Below are 15,938 nucleotides of genomic sequence, written 5' to 3'. Positions count from 1 at the left end.
GGGAGAGCCTAGTCGCTTTGCGCGAGCTTGTGAATGATACCCAGCAGGTGATGGGTTGCCGGGGTGAGTGCGGCATTCTCGCCGCGCACGGCCGGCAGGATGCGTCCGGCGAGCGTCTTGCCGAGCTCGACGCCGAACTGGTCGAAGGCGTTGATCCCCCAGAGACAGGCCTGCGCGTAGACCTTGTGCTCGTAGAGCGCGATGAGCGCGCCCAGGTGCATGGCGTCGAGCGAGGGCAGCACGATCGTGGTGGTCGCGCGCCCGCCGGGGCAGGCCTTGTGCGCGTCGGGCACGTCCAGGCCATCCATGAACGCTTCCGATTGCGCGAGCGCGTGGGCGAGCAGGCGCGCATGGCGATCCGGGTCGCTGCCCATGGCCTTCGCGACCACGATGAAGTCGCAGGCAAAGGCCTCCGTGCCCTGGTGCAGCCATTGGTGGAAGGAGTGCTGGCCGGTCGTTCCGGGCGCGCCCCAGATGGCGGGCACGGTGGGCCGGTCGAGGGGCTCGCCCGTGGTGGTCACGCGCTTGCCGTTGGATTCCATCTCGAGCTGCTGCAGGTAGAGCACGAGGCCTTCGAGGCGGGCCGCGTAGGGCAGCATCACGTGGTGCGGCGCGCCGAGCGCGTCGCGGTTCCACAGGCCGATGAGCGCCATCAGCGCGGGGACGTTGCGCTCGAGCGGCGTGGAGCGAAATTCGAGGTCCGCGGCGTGCGCGCCCGCGAGCAGATGATCGAACGCCGCCATGCCCAGGCCCAGCGCGATCGGCATTCCCGCCGACGACCAGAGCGAGAAGCGTCCGCCGATCCACTCGGCGAATCCGAAGACGTTGCATTCGGGCAGCCCCCACGCGATCGCGCGATCGGGCCTCGAGGTGGCCGCGACGACGTGGTGCGCGAGCGCGGCCGGGCCGAGCGCGGCTTCGAGCCAGGCGCGGGCAGCCAGCGCGTTGGCCATTGTCTCTTCGGTCGTGAAGGTCTTCGACACGACCACGAGCAGCGTCGTCGCCGGATCGAGCCCCGCGAGTGCCTGGTCGAGCTCGGCCGGATCGATGTTCGCGGCGAAGCGGACTTGCGGCCCTTCGTGGTCGGGCGCGAGCGCGCGCAGCACGAGTTGCGGACCGGATGCGGAACCGCCGATGCCGATCGCGACGACGGCACTGATCGCCTTGCCCGTCGCGCCCTTCCACCGGCCATCGCGCACGGCTTCGACGAAGGCGCGGAAATGCTCGCGCTCGCGCTGGATCTCCACGCGAATGTCCACACCGTCGACCTTCGCATGCTCGTCGCCACGCAGGGCCATGTGCAGGGCCGGGCGGCCTTCGGTGACATTCACCGGCTCGCCCGTGAAGAGCTTCTCGATGCTCTCGGGCACCTGGCGCTCGCGTGCAAGGGCGCACAGGAGTGCCAGCGTTTCGGGTGCGACCGGCTGCTTGGAGAAATCGACGACGAGGCCCGCGCACGGGAACGTGAAGGCCGCGCCGCGTTCGGGACTGGCTTGCCAGTGGTCGGCCGCGGTCGCGCCCGCAAGCGCGTCACGGTGGGCGAGCAGGGCCTTCCAGGCGGGAGAACTTGAGAGAGGGCTCGTCACCCGTGAATTATAAGGGTCAGCCGAAGGCGAGGCCCGCGATTCCCAGCGCCATGCCCGCGGCGGCGACCAGGCGCCGCATGAGGTTGCCCTCGCGCAGGAAGTGCGCGCCCATGAGGGCGGCGAAGAGGATCGAGACTTCGCGCGCGGGTGCCACCAGGCTCACGGGCGTATAGACCATCGCGGTGAGCACGAGGATGTAGCTGAGCGGCGAGAGGAATGCGATCGCGAGCGCGGTGCGCCGCCGCTCGCGCCACGCTGCCGCCATGGCACCGGGTGCGCGATGCTGGGCCCAGGGCACGAGCACCGCGCAGCGCGAGGCGTTGCAGCCCCAGTCGTAGACCAGCGGCGGAATCAGCCAGGCCGCGACACTCTGCTTGTCGAAGACCGTGTAGACCGTGATGCAAAAGCCCGTGAGCAGCGCGAAGCCGATCGCCTTGCGCGCTTCGGCGCGGTGCCAGGCGAAGGGGTTGCCGGTGAGGAGCAGGGCGCTCGCGCCGATCAGCACGGCGCCGGCGATGGCGGTGGCCCCGGGCCGCTCGCCGAGCAACGCGATCGCGACCACGACCGTGAGCAGCGGACCGGTCGCACGGGCGAGCGGGTAAACGATCGAGAGGTCCCCACCGCTTCGATACGCGCGATCGAGGAGCAGGAAGTAGACCGTGTGGATCATCCCGCTGCCGAACATGAGCGCGAGGTGGATCCACTGGAAGGTGTAGCCCTGCAGGAGGATCACGCCCACGACGACGGGCAGGTAGATCCCGAGCGAGAGAAGGGAAGCGAGCGCCACGAGGCCGGTGCCGCCCCCGCTCTTCTTCAGGAGGAAGTTCCAGCTCGCGTGGACGAAGGCGGAAACGAGGACGAGGACGATCGCGACGACCGTCATCAGGGCTTGAGCAGGCGCACGAGGTCCAGGTATTGCGTGTCCTCGGGCAGCGGGATTCCCTGGCGGATCATGCCGTCGATCATGACAGCCCCGGCGTCGAGCGAGAAGTCCCCGCAGAGGACCGCGTCCAGCACCTCCTCGAACTTGAAGCACTGGATCTCGCCCACTTCGCCGTCCTGGTTGCGCGGCGTGAAGTCCTCGGGCAGCCACAGGTCGTGCACGAAGAGGACTTCGCGATGCAGGCCCTCGGGCACGGTGTACTCGACGCGAATGGCGCCGATGCAATTGAGATCTTCGAGAAGCGCGGGCGCGATGCCGGCTTCCTCCCACGCTTCCTTGCGGATCGTTTCGTCCACGGTGCTGCCCGCGGCGATGCGCCCGCCCACGAGGTTGTCGAGCTTGCCCGGGTCGATCGCCTTGCTCGTTGCGCGCCGCGAGATCCACGCGTGCGCCATGCCCTTGCGCCGGACATACCCGTTGAGGTGCGCGCCATACGCGACCATGCCGAAGTGGCGCGTGGCGGCGCGCTCGATGCGCAGCAGCTCGGGCGCGGCGTAGTGATGCGAGATGCTCACCAGCTCGTCGCGCCAACCGCGGATCTGGCCCTCGTTGGCGAGGATGCGCGTGACTTCCCCGAGCACCTGCGTGCGGCCGGTGACGGTATCGGGATTGGCCTGCAACGCGACCCACGAGGCGCTGATCTCGAAGACGTGCGGCCAGCGGCGCAATTCCTCGACGAAGGAAGGGCGCAGCCACCCCACGGCATGCTCGCGAACGTAGAAAGGCACCAGCGGGAGCTCGCGGCCGAGGTGCGACGCATGGGTGCATGCGGCGCGGAGGAAAGCGAGGAGATTCGCGTAGGCGCGCGCTCTCATATTTGACAATGTTAGGGCGTTTCCCCAGACTCCGCGTGGAATTTGGGGGGGGAGGAAAAGTGCGCGAGGGGAGGGCCGGAGCGGTCCTCCCCTCGTGTATTTTCGGAACATGAAAGTCCTGGTTCTCGGCGCGGGCGTGGTGGGCACTGCCACGGCGTGGTACCTCGCCAAGGAGGGCCATGAGGTCACGGTCCTCGAGCGCCAGCCCGGGGCCGGGCTGGAAACCTCCTTCGCCAACGGCGGCCAGGTCTCGGCCTGCCACGCCGAGCCCTGGGCGAGCCCCGGCGCCCCCGGCAAGATCCTCCGCTGGCTCCTGCAGGACGATGCCCCGCTGCTCTTCAGGCCGCGCCTGGACGCCGCGCAATGGCGCTGGGGGTGGGAGTTCCTGCGCGAATGCGCCCCGGCCCGCTACGAGGCCAACGTGAGGCGCATCGCGGCCCTGAGCCTCTACAGCCGCGGCCGCCTGCAGGCCCTGCGCGCCGAGACCGGCATCGCCTACGACCACCTGGCCCGGGGGATCCTCCACTACTACACGGATACGGCGGAATTCGAGGCCGCCGCCCGGGCGGTGGAGCTCATGCGCGGCCATGGCCTCGATCGCGAGGTGAAATCCCGCGCCGAGGCCATGGGCATCGAGCCCGCGCTCGCCCATGCCGGCAAACTCGTGGTCGGCGCGACCTATACGCCTTCGGACGAATCGGGCGATGCGCACGTCTTCACGCGAAACCTCGCCGCGCTCGCCGGTGCGAAAGGGGCGGATTTCCGCTATGGGCACACGGTCATCGCAACGGGCCATGGCGGTGGCGAGCTCACCGAGGTCGTGACGCGCGATACCGAAGGGCAGAAGCGGTCGTGGCACGCCGACGCCTACGTCGTCGCTTTGGGAAGCTATTCGCCGCTCATCGCCGCACCCCTGGGCTTTCGCGTGCCCGTCTATCCCGCGAAGGGCTACTCGGTGACCGTCGACGTCACCGATGCCACGCGGGCGCCGACGGTGGCGCTGACCGACGACGGCGCGAAGCTGGTGTTCTCGCGCCTGGGCAATCGCCTGCGGATTGCCGGCACCGCGGAGCTCTCTGGCTATTCCACGACTCTCAACGAAGTGCGTTGTGCCTCGATCGTGCGCCGCGCACGCCAGATGTTTCCCGGGGCCGCGGACTTCGACCGGCCCGCGCTCTGGACGGGGCTCCGGCCCGCCACACCCTCGAATGTCCCGGTGATCGGCCGCACGCCGATTCGCAAGCTGTACATGAATACGGGGCACGGCACGCTGGGCTGGACCATGGCCTGCGGTTCCGGGGCTGCTCTGGCGGATATCATCTCGGGACGCCAACCCGAAGTGGACTTCCCCTTCTCGTGATCACGCTCGACGACATCCGCGCCGCCGCCCGCGCCATCGAAGGCCAGGTGGTGCGCACGCCTTTCCTCAAGTCCCAGACGCTCTCGGAGATCACGGGCGCCCAGGTCTACCTCAAGTTCGAGAACCACCAGTTCACCGCGTCGTTCAAGGAACGCGGTGCGATCAACAAGCTGCTGTCGCTGACACCCGAGCAGCGCAAGAAGGGTGTGATCGCCTGTTCCGCGGGCAACCACGCGCAGGGTGTGGCGTATCACGCGACGCGATTGGGAATTCCCTCCACGATCGTGATGCCCCAGCACACGCCGTTCGTGAAGGTCGAGCACACGCGCAAGCACGGCGCGCAAGTCGTGCTGCACGGCGAGGGCTTCGACGACGCGATGCGCGAAGCGCAGCGCCTGTGCAAGGAACGCGACCTCAACTTCGTGCACCCGTACGACGACGAACGGATCATCGCCGGGCAGGGGACGATCGGCCTGGAGATGCTCGAGATGCATCCCGAGCTCGACATGCTCGTCATCGCGATCGGCGGCGGCGGGCTCATCTCCGGCATCACGCTCGCGGCCAAGGCGCTGAAGCCCGACATCGAAGTGATAGGCGTCGAAGTGGCGCGCTTTCCGGGCATGTACCACGCGGTGCGCGGCACGCCGCCCCACTTCGGGCCTTCGACGATCGCCGAAGGCATCGCAGTGAAGGAGCCGGGCAAGCTCACGAAGGAAATCGTCGCGAAACACGTGGCCGATATCGTGCTCGTCGATGAGGGCGACATCGAGGAGGCGATCGTGTTGCTGCTGGAAATCGAGAAGACCGTCGTCGAGGGTGCGGGTGCGGCGTCACTTGCGGCGCTGCTCAAGGATCCGGCGCGCTTCAAGGGCCGCAAGGTGGGGCTGGTGCTCTGCGGCGGCAACATCGATCCGCTGATGCTCGCCGACATCGTCCAGCGCGGCATGGTGCGCTCGGGGCGCCTCGCGCGCATCGAGGTGGAGGCGCGCGACCTTCCGGGCTCGCTCGCGAAGATCACGGCGTGCCTCGCGCTGCACAATGCCAGCGTCGAGGAAGTGCATCACCAGCGCAAGTTCACGCAGCTCGCGGTTCAGCAAGTCGAGATCGACCTCGTGGTGAAGACCCGCAACCACGCGCACGTCAAGCAGATCGTCGAGGCGTTGCAGGCCGAGGGTTTCTCGGCTCGCGCGTACGGCGCCGACGAAAAGGAGTCCGCATGAGAAACGCCGCCCGCATCGCAGTCCTCGTTCTTGGCCTGGTCATGGTCCCGGCGTTCGCCTCGACCGCGAAGAAATCCGAAGGCCCCGCCAACGTGGTGGGTGCGGCGATGTCGAAGAACATGGATGGAACCTGGGATATCCGCGCGACCGTGCGGAGCAAGGACACGGGACCGTCGTCCTATGCCGATCGCGTGGAGATCCTCGATCCCGAGGGAAAAGTGCTCCACACGATCCCGGTGAAGAACCATCACCTCAACGAGCAGCCTTTCAGCGTGACCGCCACGAACGTGAAGCTGCCCACCGACATTGCCCACGTGGTGATTCGCGCGCGCATAAAGCCCGGCGGCGCGAGTGGCAAGGAACGCACCCTCAAGATCCCGAAGAAAAAATAAGGGGACAGTCCCCATTTCAGAAAAGGGGACTGTCCCCTTTTTTCGACCAGGAGAAACGTGATGAGCATCCAGCGCCACAACGTCGGCAAGCGCCTCTCGGAAATCGTCGTGCACGGCAACACCGTCTACCTCGCGGGTGAAGTGCCCGACGACGGCAACAAGGACATCACCGGACAGACCGAGGAAGTCCTTGCCAAGATCGACGCGCTCCTCGCGAAGGTCGGCAGCGACAAGACGAAGATCCTCTCCGCGCAGATCTTCCTCACCTGCATGGGCGATTTCGCGGGCATGAACGTCGCATGGGAGAAGTGGGTCGTCGCCGGACACACCCCGGCGCGCGCGACCATCGAAGCCCGCCTCGCCAATCCGTCCTTCAAGGTCGAGATCATGTGCGTGGCCGCCCTCTAGCGCTGTCATCCTTTGGCACTGTCATCCTGAGGAGCGAAGTGACGAAGGACCTGCTTTTCACGTCCGGCGATGTGCGAGCCTTCGAGATGGACGAAGGCGACATTCCCGTCCTGCAGGCGTTCTTCGAGCGAAATCCCGAGTACTGCATCGCCGTGGGCGCACAGCCGCCCACGCCCGACGAGGCGCGCGACGAGATCACGATCCTGCCGCCCGCGGGCTATCCGTACGACAAGCGCTGGCTGATCGGCTTCGTCGACGCGAACGGCGAATTCGTCGGCATGGCCAACGTCCTCGTGAATCTCTTCGCCGCGGGCGTCTGGCACATCGGGCTCTTCATCGTGGCCACGTCAATGCACGGCCGCGGCAATGCGCGCGCGATCTACGAGGACCTCGAAGCCTGGATGCGTGCCGGTGGAGCCCGCTGGTCGCGCCTGGGCGTGGTCATGGGCAACGCGCGCGCCGAGCGGTTCTGGGAACGAAACGGTTACCTGGATGTTCGCAAGCGCCACGGCGTGACGATCGGCAAGCAGGACAACACGTTGCGCGTGATGGCCAAGCCGCTCGCGGGCGGCGAGATCGCGCACTACCTCACGCTCGTCGCGCGCGATCATCCGGACGCGGCCTGAACCGCGCGTATCATTCGGCAACGAGAGATCCGGCCGCCCGGCTGGTGGGAGAAGAAGCCATGAAGATCTGCCCCGTCGCAATCGCCGTCGGCTGTCGCAAGTGTCCCGTGTTCAACGTTTGCCCCGCGAAGGGAATCATCGGCGACTACACGCCGGAAGAGAAAGCCAAGGACGACAAGGCGGGTGCCGCCAAGGCCGCGAACGCCAAGAAAGGCAAGTGATGGCGCGCTCGGTACTCATTACCGGTGGCGGTGGCTTCCTCGGCTCGCGGCTCGCCGCGCTGATCGCGGCGGAACCCGGCGCGAAAGTGCGCGTCGTCGATGTCGCGTTTCCCGGTGTGGCCGATCCGCGCATCGAACGCATCACCGGCGACCTCACCGATCCCGCGGTCCTTGCGCGCGCGCTGACACCCGACACCACCGAGGTGTTCCATCTCGCCGCAGTGGTGAGCGGTGGCGCGGAGGCCGACTTCGACCTCGGCTATCGCGTCAATCTGGACGGCACGCGGGCGCTGCTTGAAGCCTGCCGCAAGCTCCCTTCGCCGCCCAAGGTCGTCTTCGCGAGCTCGGTCGCGGTGTTCGGCGGCGCGCTGCCCGACGTGCTCGACGATTCCACGACGCCCACGCCGCAGACTTCCTACGGCATCCAGAAGTTGATGAGCGAGCACCTGGTCGCCGACTACACGCGCAAGGGTTTCATCGACGGGCGCTCGCTGCGGCTGCCGACGATCGTCGTGCGTCCCGGCAAGCCCAACCTCGCGGCCTCGTCGTTCGCGAGCTCGATCATTCGCGAGCCGCTCGCGGGCGTGAACGTCGATTGTCCCGTGCCCGATTCCACGAGCGTGTGGATCCTGTCGCCGACGCGCGTGGTGGAAGCCTTCGTGCATGCGCGCGATCTCCCCGCTTCCGCGTGGCCCTCGCAGCGCTCGGTGAACCTGCCGGGCATCACGCTCAGCGTGCGCGAGATGCTCGCCGCCCTCGGGCGCGTTGCCGGCAAGGACGCCGAGTCCCGCGTTCGTTTCGTCGACGACGCGCGCATCCAGGGCATCGTGAAGACCTGGCCCACGCGCTTTCGCACCGAGCGCGCGCTGGCGATGGGCTTCAAGGCGGACGGCAACTTCGACGACGTGGTCCGGGCCCATTCGACTGCGGCCTAGAGGTCGCCATGCCCATGCGGGAGATTCTCCACGCCCTGCCAATGCTCCTGCTCGTGCTGGGCGCGTGCAGCACCCCCGAACCCGAATCGTGCGCGTCCGGGGACAGGGCCGGGAGCGAGGGGCGCTACCGCGACGCGATCGACCTGGAAACGAGGTGCCTGGCGTCGGCGGACCTTGCCGCGGCAACGAAGATGCGCGCCTTCGAAGTGCGGGCCTGGGCGTTCTACAAGTCCGGCGACTTCAGGAATGCCGCGGATGACCAGATGGCGTTCGTCCGCCTCGACCCCGCTCCCAGCCATCGGACCCTGATCAATCTCTCGCTCTACATGCGCAAGGCCGGAAGGCTCGACGAAAGCCTCGAGGCCGCGAGGAGCGCGGAGAAGCAGGACAAGCAGCCGAACATCATGACGCAGTACCACCTGGGCTGGACGTTCGCGGAGATGGGCCGCCATGAAGAGGCCGTCACGGCGTTCACGCGCGGGATTACCGTGCAACCGGACTACGCCTGGATCTACTGGCGGCGAGGACTCTCCTACGAGCACCTGGGGCGCAGGGACGAGGCGAGGGAGGACTTCCGCAAGGCCGACGCGCTGGTGAAGCGCAAGCCCGCGGACGAGGACTCGATCCTCATGGTTCCGCACCTCAAGGCCAAGGTCAGCGAGTACGGAATTTCCTGAGCCTCACTCGAGGAACTCGCACAGCAACCGATGGAAGTGATGCACGCCGCGCTCGCGCGTGGGTGAGTAGCGGCCGCGCTTGTAGAAGCGCGAGCGCACGCCGCGGCTGACCGCGTGCACGATGGCCTCGTCCTCCAACTCGACGCGATCGAGCGAGCTTCCCGCACCGGTGTCGAGCTTCGAGGCATCGCCCACGTAGCTGCGGAACTTCACCCGCGTGCGGTTCATTCCGAGCGGCTCGACGAGGTTCAGCGACAGTCCCCACGGATAGAAGTTGAGCATCAGGTTGGGGAACACCCAGAAGTAATGCGCGGCGACGTCACCGGCCTTCGTGAGCGCGAGCTGCAGGTTCGAGTAGCGGAAGAGCTCGCTCGAGTAGTTGCCGTAGTCGACGACCTCGTTCAGGCCCGCGTGCACGAACGGGATGTGGAAACCCTCGAGGTAGTTCTCCACGTAGAGCGCCCAATGGGCGTCGATCTCGTAGTCGCGGCTGCGGGATGGGTCGTAGTGATAACCCGCGACCGAAGCCTCGTCGATGCGGCTGCGCACGTCGCTGAGGAAATCGGTGAGCGGTGCGGCCGGCGCGATGGACGCGAATGCGTGTCCCGCCCACGTCGCAAACGGCACGCGCGGAAGGTCGTCGGTGGCCGAGGGGAAATCCCGCGCCTCCTTGAACTCCGGCATGAAGGTCATCTTCCCGGCGAGGTCGAAGCGCCGCGAGTGATAGCCGCAGCGAATCTCCTTCGCGTGGCAGGGCGCCTTCACCAGGATGTTGCCGCGATGGGTGCACACGTTGGAGAGGCAGCGCAATTCGCCGGCGGCATCGCGGGCGAGCAGCAGCGGCTCGTCGAGGCACCCCGGGAGCACGTCGCGCGGCGAGAGCGATCCGGAGTCGACCACGTCCGCGAGGTCGCCCAGCCATTGCCAGCTGCGGGCGAAGATCCGATCCCGGGCGAGGGCGAATGCGGCGGCGTCGGAATAGAAGCTCGCCTCGATCGTCGAGGCTTGCGTGATGTCGGGATCGACGCGGTAGAGGGAGGTCACGGAAGGGTAAAATGGAGGACTCAGGCCACTCTATTACCGAAAGACGCAGCATGAAAGCCCTTGCAGCCGCCCTAGTCGCCGCCTTCGTCGCCGCCCCGGCCTTCGCCGCCACCGACCGCGAGAACCTCGTGGTGCTGGTGAGTGCGTCGGTCGTGCCCCGCGCGATCGTCTTCACCACCATCGAGGAATGCACGACGCGCTATCCGGATATCGAGAGCATGTCGCTCGACGCCGTGATGGAATGGGAATCGCGCAACCTCACCTACGAACAGAAGGCGAAGCTCCTCGCCGGCAAGTACGCCCTGCGCATGGAAAAGGCCGAGGGCAAGGAGGTCGTCGACAAGCTGGTGGTCGATACGCTCAACAGCCGGCGCGAGCAGGCGGTCCGCGAAACCCGCGCCGCCTTCAAGCGCACGTTCGAGAAGACGCCGTTCGGCCGCCACAAGGAGTCGTGCCTCACGTTCCTGATGGGGATGAACGGCGGCAAGATGGACTACCGCGCCATCGACAAGGCCGCGTACGAGCTCATCCAGTCCGACAAGTAACTACGCGCGCGCCATGGCCTCGAGCAGGTGCAGGCCGGAGCGCACGCCGGCGAGGTAGAGCGAAACCTTGGTCGATTCGTTGGGCGCGTGGTTGTTCTCGTCGTAGGGTGCCAGCGGAATCACGATCGAGGGAAGCCCGAGCAGCTTCGTGAAGACGAAGTCGGGCGTCGTCCCGCCCAGGCTCGGCACCACGAACGGATCGCGCCCGAAACCCTTCGCCACCGCATCGCGCACCATCGGCACGAAGGCGTGATCGAGCGGCGTGCGCGAGGCGGGCGTGCCCTTGAGCGACTTGATCTCGATGCCCTTGTAGCCGAGCTTCGCCGCGTGCGCGCGGATCGCATCCGCGACTGCAACCGGATCCTGCCCGGCCACGAGCCGCACGTCGGCCTTCGCGATCGCCTCCTTGAAGATGATCGACTTCGACCCCGCGCCGCTGTAGCCCGCTGCAAAGCCCGAGACATTGAATGCCGGTCGCAGCATCAGGCGCTCGTGGAAGAGCGCGTCGTCGCTGCCCGTGGTGGGATCGGCGCCCACGCTTTCGCGAAAGCCCTCGTGGTCCACCGGCAGCGTGCGTACCGCCTCGAGATCCGCGGGCGCCACCTTCACGTCGGCGTAACCCGCGCCGGGCACCGTGAGCTTGCCGTCGCGATCGACGATCTCCGCGAGGAAATGAATGAGGTCGAGCGTCGGGTTGGGCGCCACGCCGCCGAAGTTTCCGGAGTGGAGGTTCCTCTTCGCGCCCTTCGAGATGAATTCGAGGCCGAGGTTGCCGCGCACGCCCATCAGCAGCACCGGCTGGTCGTTCGGGAACATCGGGCCGTCGGAGTAGACGCACAGATCCGCCTTCAGGCGCGCGCGATTGGCTTCGACGAACTTCGGCAGCGGCACCGAGCCCGTCTCCTCGTCGCCTTCGAGGATCAGCTTGATGCGCACGGGAAGCTCGCCGCGCGTTTCGCGCCACGTCGCGATGGCGCCCAGCATCGCGAGGTGCTGGCCCTTGTTGTCGCCCGCGCCGCGGCCCCAGATCCGGTCGCCCTCGATCACGGGCTCGAACGGCTTCGTCCGCCAGCCTTCCTGCTTCTCGTCGGCCGGATAGACGTCGTAGTGCCCGTAGAGCAGCCACGTGAACTTCGCGTCGGCAGGCCCGGCCTCCGCGTAGATGATCGGATGGCTCGTGGTGTCGTGCACCTCGACCGCGAAGCCCCAGCCCTCGAGGCGCTTCCGGAGGAACGCGACCTGGTCGCCGATGCCTTCGCCCGTGAGGCTTACCGAGGCGATGCGGATGGAATCGAGGAGGGTCTGGACGAGCGCCCCGGAGCGCTCGCGGACTGCGTCGTCGATCATTACTGCAGCTCGAACTCGAACGTGCTGACGACGCGAATCTTCTTGGTGACGGCGCTGGTGGGGCTGAAGGCGGCCGACTCGTCGTTGCCGTCGGTGCCGAAGATCTGGATGTTGCCCTGGTTGGCCGAGCGGATGCTGCCGACCGTCGCGCCCGAATCGGCCGCGAACTGTTGCGCGATGGAGCGCGCGTTCTTGGTGGCTTCCGCGAGGAGTTGCGGGCGCAGGTCGTTGAACTTCGCGAGCACGAAGCGCGGGTTCGCCGCGCCACTCGCGTTCTCCGCATCGAGGATGACGCCCGCCTTGAGGAGCTCCTCGGTCGCGCCGCTCGCGGCACGGACGAGATCCACGTTCGCGGTCTTCACGACGACCGCCGTGGTAACGACGTAGCGGAAGCGCTCGGCCTGCTGGCCGCTGAAGTCGCGCGCGAGCTTGTCGAGTGTCTTCGTCGGTTGCCGTTCGATATCGGCATCCGTGAAGCCCTGCTTCTTGAGGAAGGCGAGGACCGCGTCGCGGTCGGCGGTGACCTTCGTGTGCGCGTCCGGAAGGAGATCGCTCGCGCGGCGCAGGCCCAGCGTCCACACCGCCTGGTCCGCCTTCACTTCCTTCTCGACGAGGCCCTTCACCGTGACGGTGCGCATGTCGGACTTGAAGCGCGCCATGCCCTTGCCGATGAGCCAGCCGCCCGCGGCGAGGCCCACGGCCACGCACAGGCCGACGATGATCGACGCGGGGATGGTGCTGCGGTCTTCGTAGAGCGACATGGCGTGCAGTCTACCTTGGCGCGAATGTTACGGAAAACCAATGGGGTCTGACCCCATTGGTCTCCTAGGCGCGGCGCCGCGGGAGGGCAAACCCGAGCATCAGGGTCGCGAGGACGATCAGCATCCACTCCGAGAGCGTCGGGACGGCGGTGGCGGTGCCCGCCGCACCCGGTACCCCCGGGCCACCCTGGTCGACGATCGCGCCGTTCGCGGTGAGATCGTCGTCACCCAATCCGCCATCCGTGATCGTGAACGTGGCCGTCGCGCCGGCAATGGTCACAGGCAGCGTGTACCAATGCGGCGTCGCGTTGCCGGGCGTCGGGCCGTACTTCCAATACTGGGTTCCCGCGGGCAGCGCGGCCGGATACGTTATTGCGAACGTGAGCGTGGAACCGGGCGTGCACAGCGTCGTGCGGAAATCGAAGAGTCCGTGCGGGAAGTTGTAGCCGTTGGGAGCGGAACCCGCGGGCGGGCTGGCGGCGTGGCCCGCGAGCGGGATGAACTGCGGCGTGGTGAAGCCGCACGTCACGCTGCCACCCGTGATCGCAGCCGTGATGGTTCCGGTGCCGGTGGCCGACGGTCCGGAGAAGTTGGTGTTCGCCGTCGATACGAATGACGCCACGACCGTGCAGTTCGCCGTGATCGGCCCCGCCGTGAACGAGTTGCCCGACGGCGTGCCCGGGCAAGTCGTGAAGGGCCACGACGGGATGTAGCCCAGGCTCGGCGTCACCGTGAAGGTGGTGGTGCCGCCGTGGGCCACCGTTTGCGGGGTGGTCGGCGAGATCGTGCCGTTCCCTCCAAACAGGCTCGGCGTGACCGTGTAGCTGTTCAGGGTGAAGCTCGCAGCGACCGAGCAGTTCGCCGTGATCGCGCCCGTCGTGAAGGTGTTGCCCGCCGGCGTGCCCGGGCAGGTCGAGCCGGCCCACGACGTCGTGTAGCCCACGCCCGGCGTCGCCGTGAAGCTCGTCGTGCCGCCGTGGCCAACCACCTGTGCGGTGTTGGGAGCAATCGTCCCGTTCGCGCCCGCGCTCGGCGTCACGGTATAGCTGTTCAGCGTGAAGCTCGCGGTGACGGAGCAATTGCCCGTGATCGCGCCCGTCGTGAACGTGTTGCCGGACGGCGTGCCCGGACACGTCGCGGTCCAGGCCGTGGTGTAGCCCACGCTCGGCGTCGCGGTGAAAGCGATCGTCCCGTTCACGGGAACTGTCTGCGCGGTGTTCGGCGCGATCGTGCCGTTGGCACCCGCATTCGGCGTGACGGTGAAGCTCTGGTTCACCAGCACCGCCGCGGTCGAGCCGACGCTGTTCAGCGTGAGCGTCGCGTTGTTGGTCGCGGCATCGCGGATCGTGCCGCCGTTGAGCGAGAGGGCACCCACCGCGATGCCGTCCTGGTCGTTGTCGGCACCGACCACGGTGTAGCGGAAGACGAGCGCCGAACCGCCGCTGCCCGAGAGATAGTTGGCGGTGCGCGTGGCGGCGCCGATCGTGAGCGCGAGTTGCGGCGTGCCCGTGACGAGGGTGGCCTGGTCCCAGTTGATCGTGAAGTCGAGATTCTGGCCGGTCACGTAGTTCGCATTCGCGGGAACGGTCACCGACGTGACAGCCGGGGCGGTTGTTTCGACCAGGACCGCAGCGGTGGAGGCCACCGAGTTGAGCGTGAGGGTGGCGTCGAACGCGAAGCTGTCCTTGATCGTGCCGCCGTTGAGCGAGAGGGCGCCGACCGTGATGCCGTCGGCGTCGGTGTCGGGGGCGGCGACGGTGTAGCGGAACACAAGTGCGCTCGATCCGCTGCCCGAAAAATACGTCGCCTGGCGCGGCGTGGCGCCGATCAAGAGCGTGATCCGGGGCGTGCCGGTGACGGTCACCGCTTCGCTCCAGTTCACCGTGAAGTTGAGGTTCTGGCCAGCGCCGTAGGTGGCGTTCGCCGGGACGGCGACGGAGTTCACGACGGCGGGGGTGAAGCGCGCCATCCTCAGGTCACCCGTGGTCTGCGCGTAGTAGCTCATGATCGGGCGCCCGGTCGCATCGAGCTGCATCGAGACCCCACGACCGACGTCGCTGGCGGCCGTGGCCGTACTTTCGACGAGCGAGAGCAGCGGCGAGCTGCAGGTGGCGTCGCCGCATTGGCCGAGCTTCACCCCCAAGTTTGACCAGTAGGCGAAGATCGGAAAGCCGCTGGCGGCCATCCGCACCGAGCTGGAGAGCCCGAAGTTCCCCGGGCCCTCGATCGTCCTGATCGTCGCGGTGGTGCACGTGGCGTCTCCGCAGGCCGCGAACTTCTGGTCGAAGTTGGTCGTATCGAAGTAGGTGATGACGGGGAAGCCGCTGGCATTGAGCGCCAGCGACAAGGACTGCCCGACCACGCCGGTGCTGTCGACCGTGGTGATCGTCGACGTGCTGCAGGTCGCGTCCCCGCAGACGGCGATCTTCAGGTCGCCGGCGGTGCCCTCGTGGTAGGCGATGACCGGAAAGCCGCTGCTGTTCAACTGCATCGAAGTCACCGTCGCGACCGTGATGCCGGCCTCGATCGTGGTGATCGTCCTGGTGGTGCACGTGGGGTCGCCGCAGACCGCGACCTTCAGCCCCCTGCCGTAGCTGATGACGGGAAAGCCGAGCGCATTGATCTGGAGGGAAGGCTCGCCCCCGTTGGCGACGACGGTGTCAATCGTGGTGATCGTCGGCGCGGTGCACAAGGCGTCGTTGCAGACGGCGAGCTTCATGTCCTGGTTGGTGTTGTCGTAGTAGGCAATGACGGGGGCGCCGCTGGCATCGAGTCGAAGCGACGTCCAGAAGCCGACGTTGCCCACGCTGTCGATGACCTGGATCGTCGGGCTCGCGCACGCCACGCTCTCGCAGATCGCGAGCTTCAGGTCCTGGTTGGTGAAGTCGAAGTAGCTGATGACGGGGAAGCCGCTCGCGTTGAGCTGCATCGACGTGTACTGCCCCACGTCGCCGGTCGTGTCGATCGCCGTGCCGACCGGAGCGGCCTGGGGCGCGGACGTGAAGAGGGCCGCCAGGGCCGCGAGGGTCGAAGCGATGCGAAGGGCTGTGCGCATTTT

The 15,938-nt window shown here is 67.3% G+C and carries 16 protein-coding genes; 9 read left to right on the top strand and 7 right to left on the bottom strand.

The genetic code is table 11. The features are described from left to right. Positions 1-8: 8 nt before the first annotated feature. From pgi to DSM104440_RS14540, 3 genes are read right to left on the bottom strand one after another with little or no spacing between them, the layout of a single operon-like run. Positions 9-1,586 carry a glucose-6-phosphate isomerase gene (gene pgi / locus DSM104440_RS14550; protein WP_171163867.1) on the bottom strand — a complete coding sequence of 526 codons (1,578 nt, stop codon included), beginning with the start codon at positions 1,584-1,586 and terminating at the stop codon, positions 9-11. 16 nt (positions 1,587-1,602) lie between these two features. Beyond that, positions 1,603-2,469 carry a DMT family transporter gene (locus DSM104440_RS14545; RefSeq protein WP_171163865.1) on the bottom strand — a complete coding sequence of 289 codons (867 nt, stop codon included), beginning with the start codon at positions 2,467-2,469 and terminating at the stop codon, positions 1,603-1,605. Continuing rightward, positions 2,469-3,344, bottom strand: coding sequence for an NUDIX hydrolase (locus tag DSM104440_RS14540; protein ID WP_171163863.1), 876 nt, complete (start codon positions 3,342-3,344; stop codon positions 2,469-2,471). Before DSM104440_RS14540 ends, DSM104440_RS14545 begins: the two co-directional genes overlap by 1 nt. A 109-nt stretch (positions 3,345-3,453) precedes the next feature. Between DSM104440_RS14540 and DSM104440_RS14535 the strand changes: the two genes are divergently transcribed. Genes DSM104440_RS14535 through DSM104440_RS14500 form a run of 8 tightly spaced genes read left to right on the top strand, consistent with a single transcriptional unit; the run spans position 3,454 to position 9,183 of the window. Continuing rightward, positions 3,454-4,704 carry a D-amino acid dehydrogenase gene (locus DSM104440_RS14535; protein WP_171163861.1) on the top strand — a complete coding sequence of 417 codons (1,251 nt, stop codon included), beginning with the start codon at positions 3,454-3,456 and terminating at the stop codon, positions 4,702-4,704. Next, on the top strand, positions 4,701-5,924 hold the full coding sequence (locus tag DSM104440_RS14530; RefSeq protein ID WP_171163859.1) for a threonine ammonia-lyase: 1,224 nt from the start codon (positions 4,701-4,703) through the stop codon (positions 5,922-5,924). Before DSM104440_RS14535 ends, DSM104440_RS14530 begins: the two co-directional genes overlap by 4 nt. After that, positions 5,921-6,316, top strand: a complete 396-nt coding sequence (locus DSM104440_RS14525) for a hypothetical protein (protein WP_171163857.1) — start codon at positions 5,921-5,923, stop codon at positions 6,314-6,316. Before DSM104440_RS14530 ends, DSM104440_RS14525 begins: the two co-directional genes overlap by 4 nt. Positions 6,317-6,376: 60 nt before the next feature. Next, a complete protein-coding gene (locus tag DSM104440_RS14520; protein WP_212758087.1) occupies positions 6,377-6,724 on the top strand; it encodes a RidA family protein in 348 nt (115 codons plus the stop codon). 38 nt (positions 6,725-6,762) lie between these two features. Continuing rightward, complete coding sequence (locus tag DSM104440_RS14515) at positions 6,763-7,350, top strand: GNAT family N-acetyltransferase (protein ID WP_171163852.1); 588 nt, start codon at positions 6,763-6,765, stop codon at positions 7,348-7,350. 59 nt (positions 7,351-7,409) lie between these two features. Continuing rightward, positions 7,410-7,571: a hypothetical protein gene (locus DSM104440_RS14510; protein ID WP_171159565.1), complete on the top strand. Its 162-nt coding sequence runs from the start codon at positions 7,410-7,412 to the stop codon at positions 7,569-7,571. Then, the gene (gene denD, locus DSM104440_RS14505) at positions 7,571-8,506 is read left to right on the top strand and encodes a D-erythronate dehydrogenase (protein ID WP_171163850.1); all 936 of its coding nucleotides are present in this window, start codon (positions 7,571-7,573) and stop codon (positions 8,504-8,506) included. Before DSM104440_RS14510 ends, denD begins: the two co-directional genes overlap by 1 nt. Before the next feature lie 14 nt (positions 8,507-8,520). Beyond that, a complete protein-coding gene (locus DSM104440_RS14500; RefSeq protein WP_171163848.1) occupies positions 8,521-9,183 on the top strand; it encodes a tetratricopeptide repeat protein in 663 nt (220 codons plus the stop codon). Between the two features lie 3 nt (positions 9,184-9,186). On the opposite strand, the gene DSM104440_RS14495 is transcribed toward DSM104440_RS14500, so the two are convergent. After that, the gene (locus tag DSM104440_RS14495; RefSeq protein WP_171163846.1) at positions 9,187-10,227 is read right to left on the bottom strand and encodes an aromatic ring-hydroxylating oxygenase subunit alpha; all 1,041 of its coding nucleotides are present in this window, start codon (positions 10,225-10,227) and stop codon (positions 9,187-9,189) included. Between the two features lie 50 nt (positions 10,228-10,277). Here DSM104440_RS14495 and DSM104440_RS14490 point away from each other — a divergent pair, with 50 nt between their 5' ends. Further along, positions 10,278-10,772, top strand: a complete 495-nt coding sequence (locus DSM104440_RS14490) for a hypothetical protein (protein ID WP_171163844.1) — start codon at positions 10,278-10,280, stop codon at positions 10,770-10,772. Here the strand turns inward: DSM104440_RS14490 and DSM104440_RS14485 are convergent, their stop codons facing one another. From DSM104440_RS14485 to DSM104440_RS14475, 3 genes are all read right to left on the bottom strand, one after another. After that, positions 10,773-12,119: a M20/M25/M40 family metallo-hydrolase gene (locus DSM104440_RS14485; RefSeq protein ID WP_171163842.1), complete on the bottom strand. Its 1,347-nt coding sequence runs from the start codon at positions 12,117-12,119 to the stop codon at positions 10,773-10,775. Beyond that, positions 12,119-12,880 carry an SIMPL domain-containing protein gene (locus tag DSM104440_RS14480; protein ID WP_171163839.1) on the bottom strand — a complete coding sequence of 254 codons (762 nt, stop codon included), beginning with the start codon at positions 12,878-12,880 and terminating at the stop codon, positions 12,119-12,121. The genes DSM104440_RS14485 and DSM104440_RS14480 overlap by 1 nt, the downstream gene beginning before the upstream one ends. 64 nt (positions 12,881-12,944) lie before the next feature. Then, a complete protein-coding gene (locus tag DSM104440_RS14475; protein ID WP_171163837.1) occupies positions 12,945-15,935 on the bottom strand; it encodes an IPTL-CTERM sorting domain-containing protein in 2,991 nt (996 codons plus the stop codon). Positions 15,936-15,938 lie beyond the last annotated feature (3 nt).

The organism is Usitatibacter palustris, assembly GCF_013003985.1.
In the GTDB taxonomy this organism is placed as follows: Bacteria; Pseudomonadota; Gammaproteobacteria; order Burkholderiales; family Usitatibacteraceae; genus Usitatibacter; species Usitatibacter palustris.
Note: the sequence above shows the minus strand (reverse complement) of the source record. Positions and strands in the feature narration are given on the sequence as shown.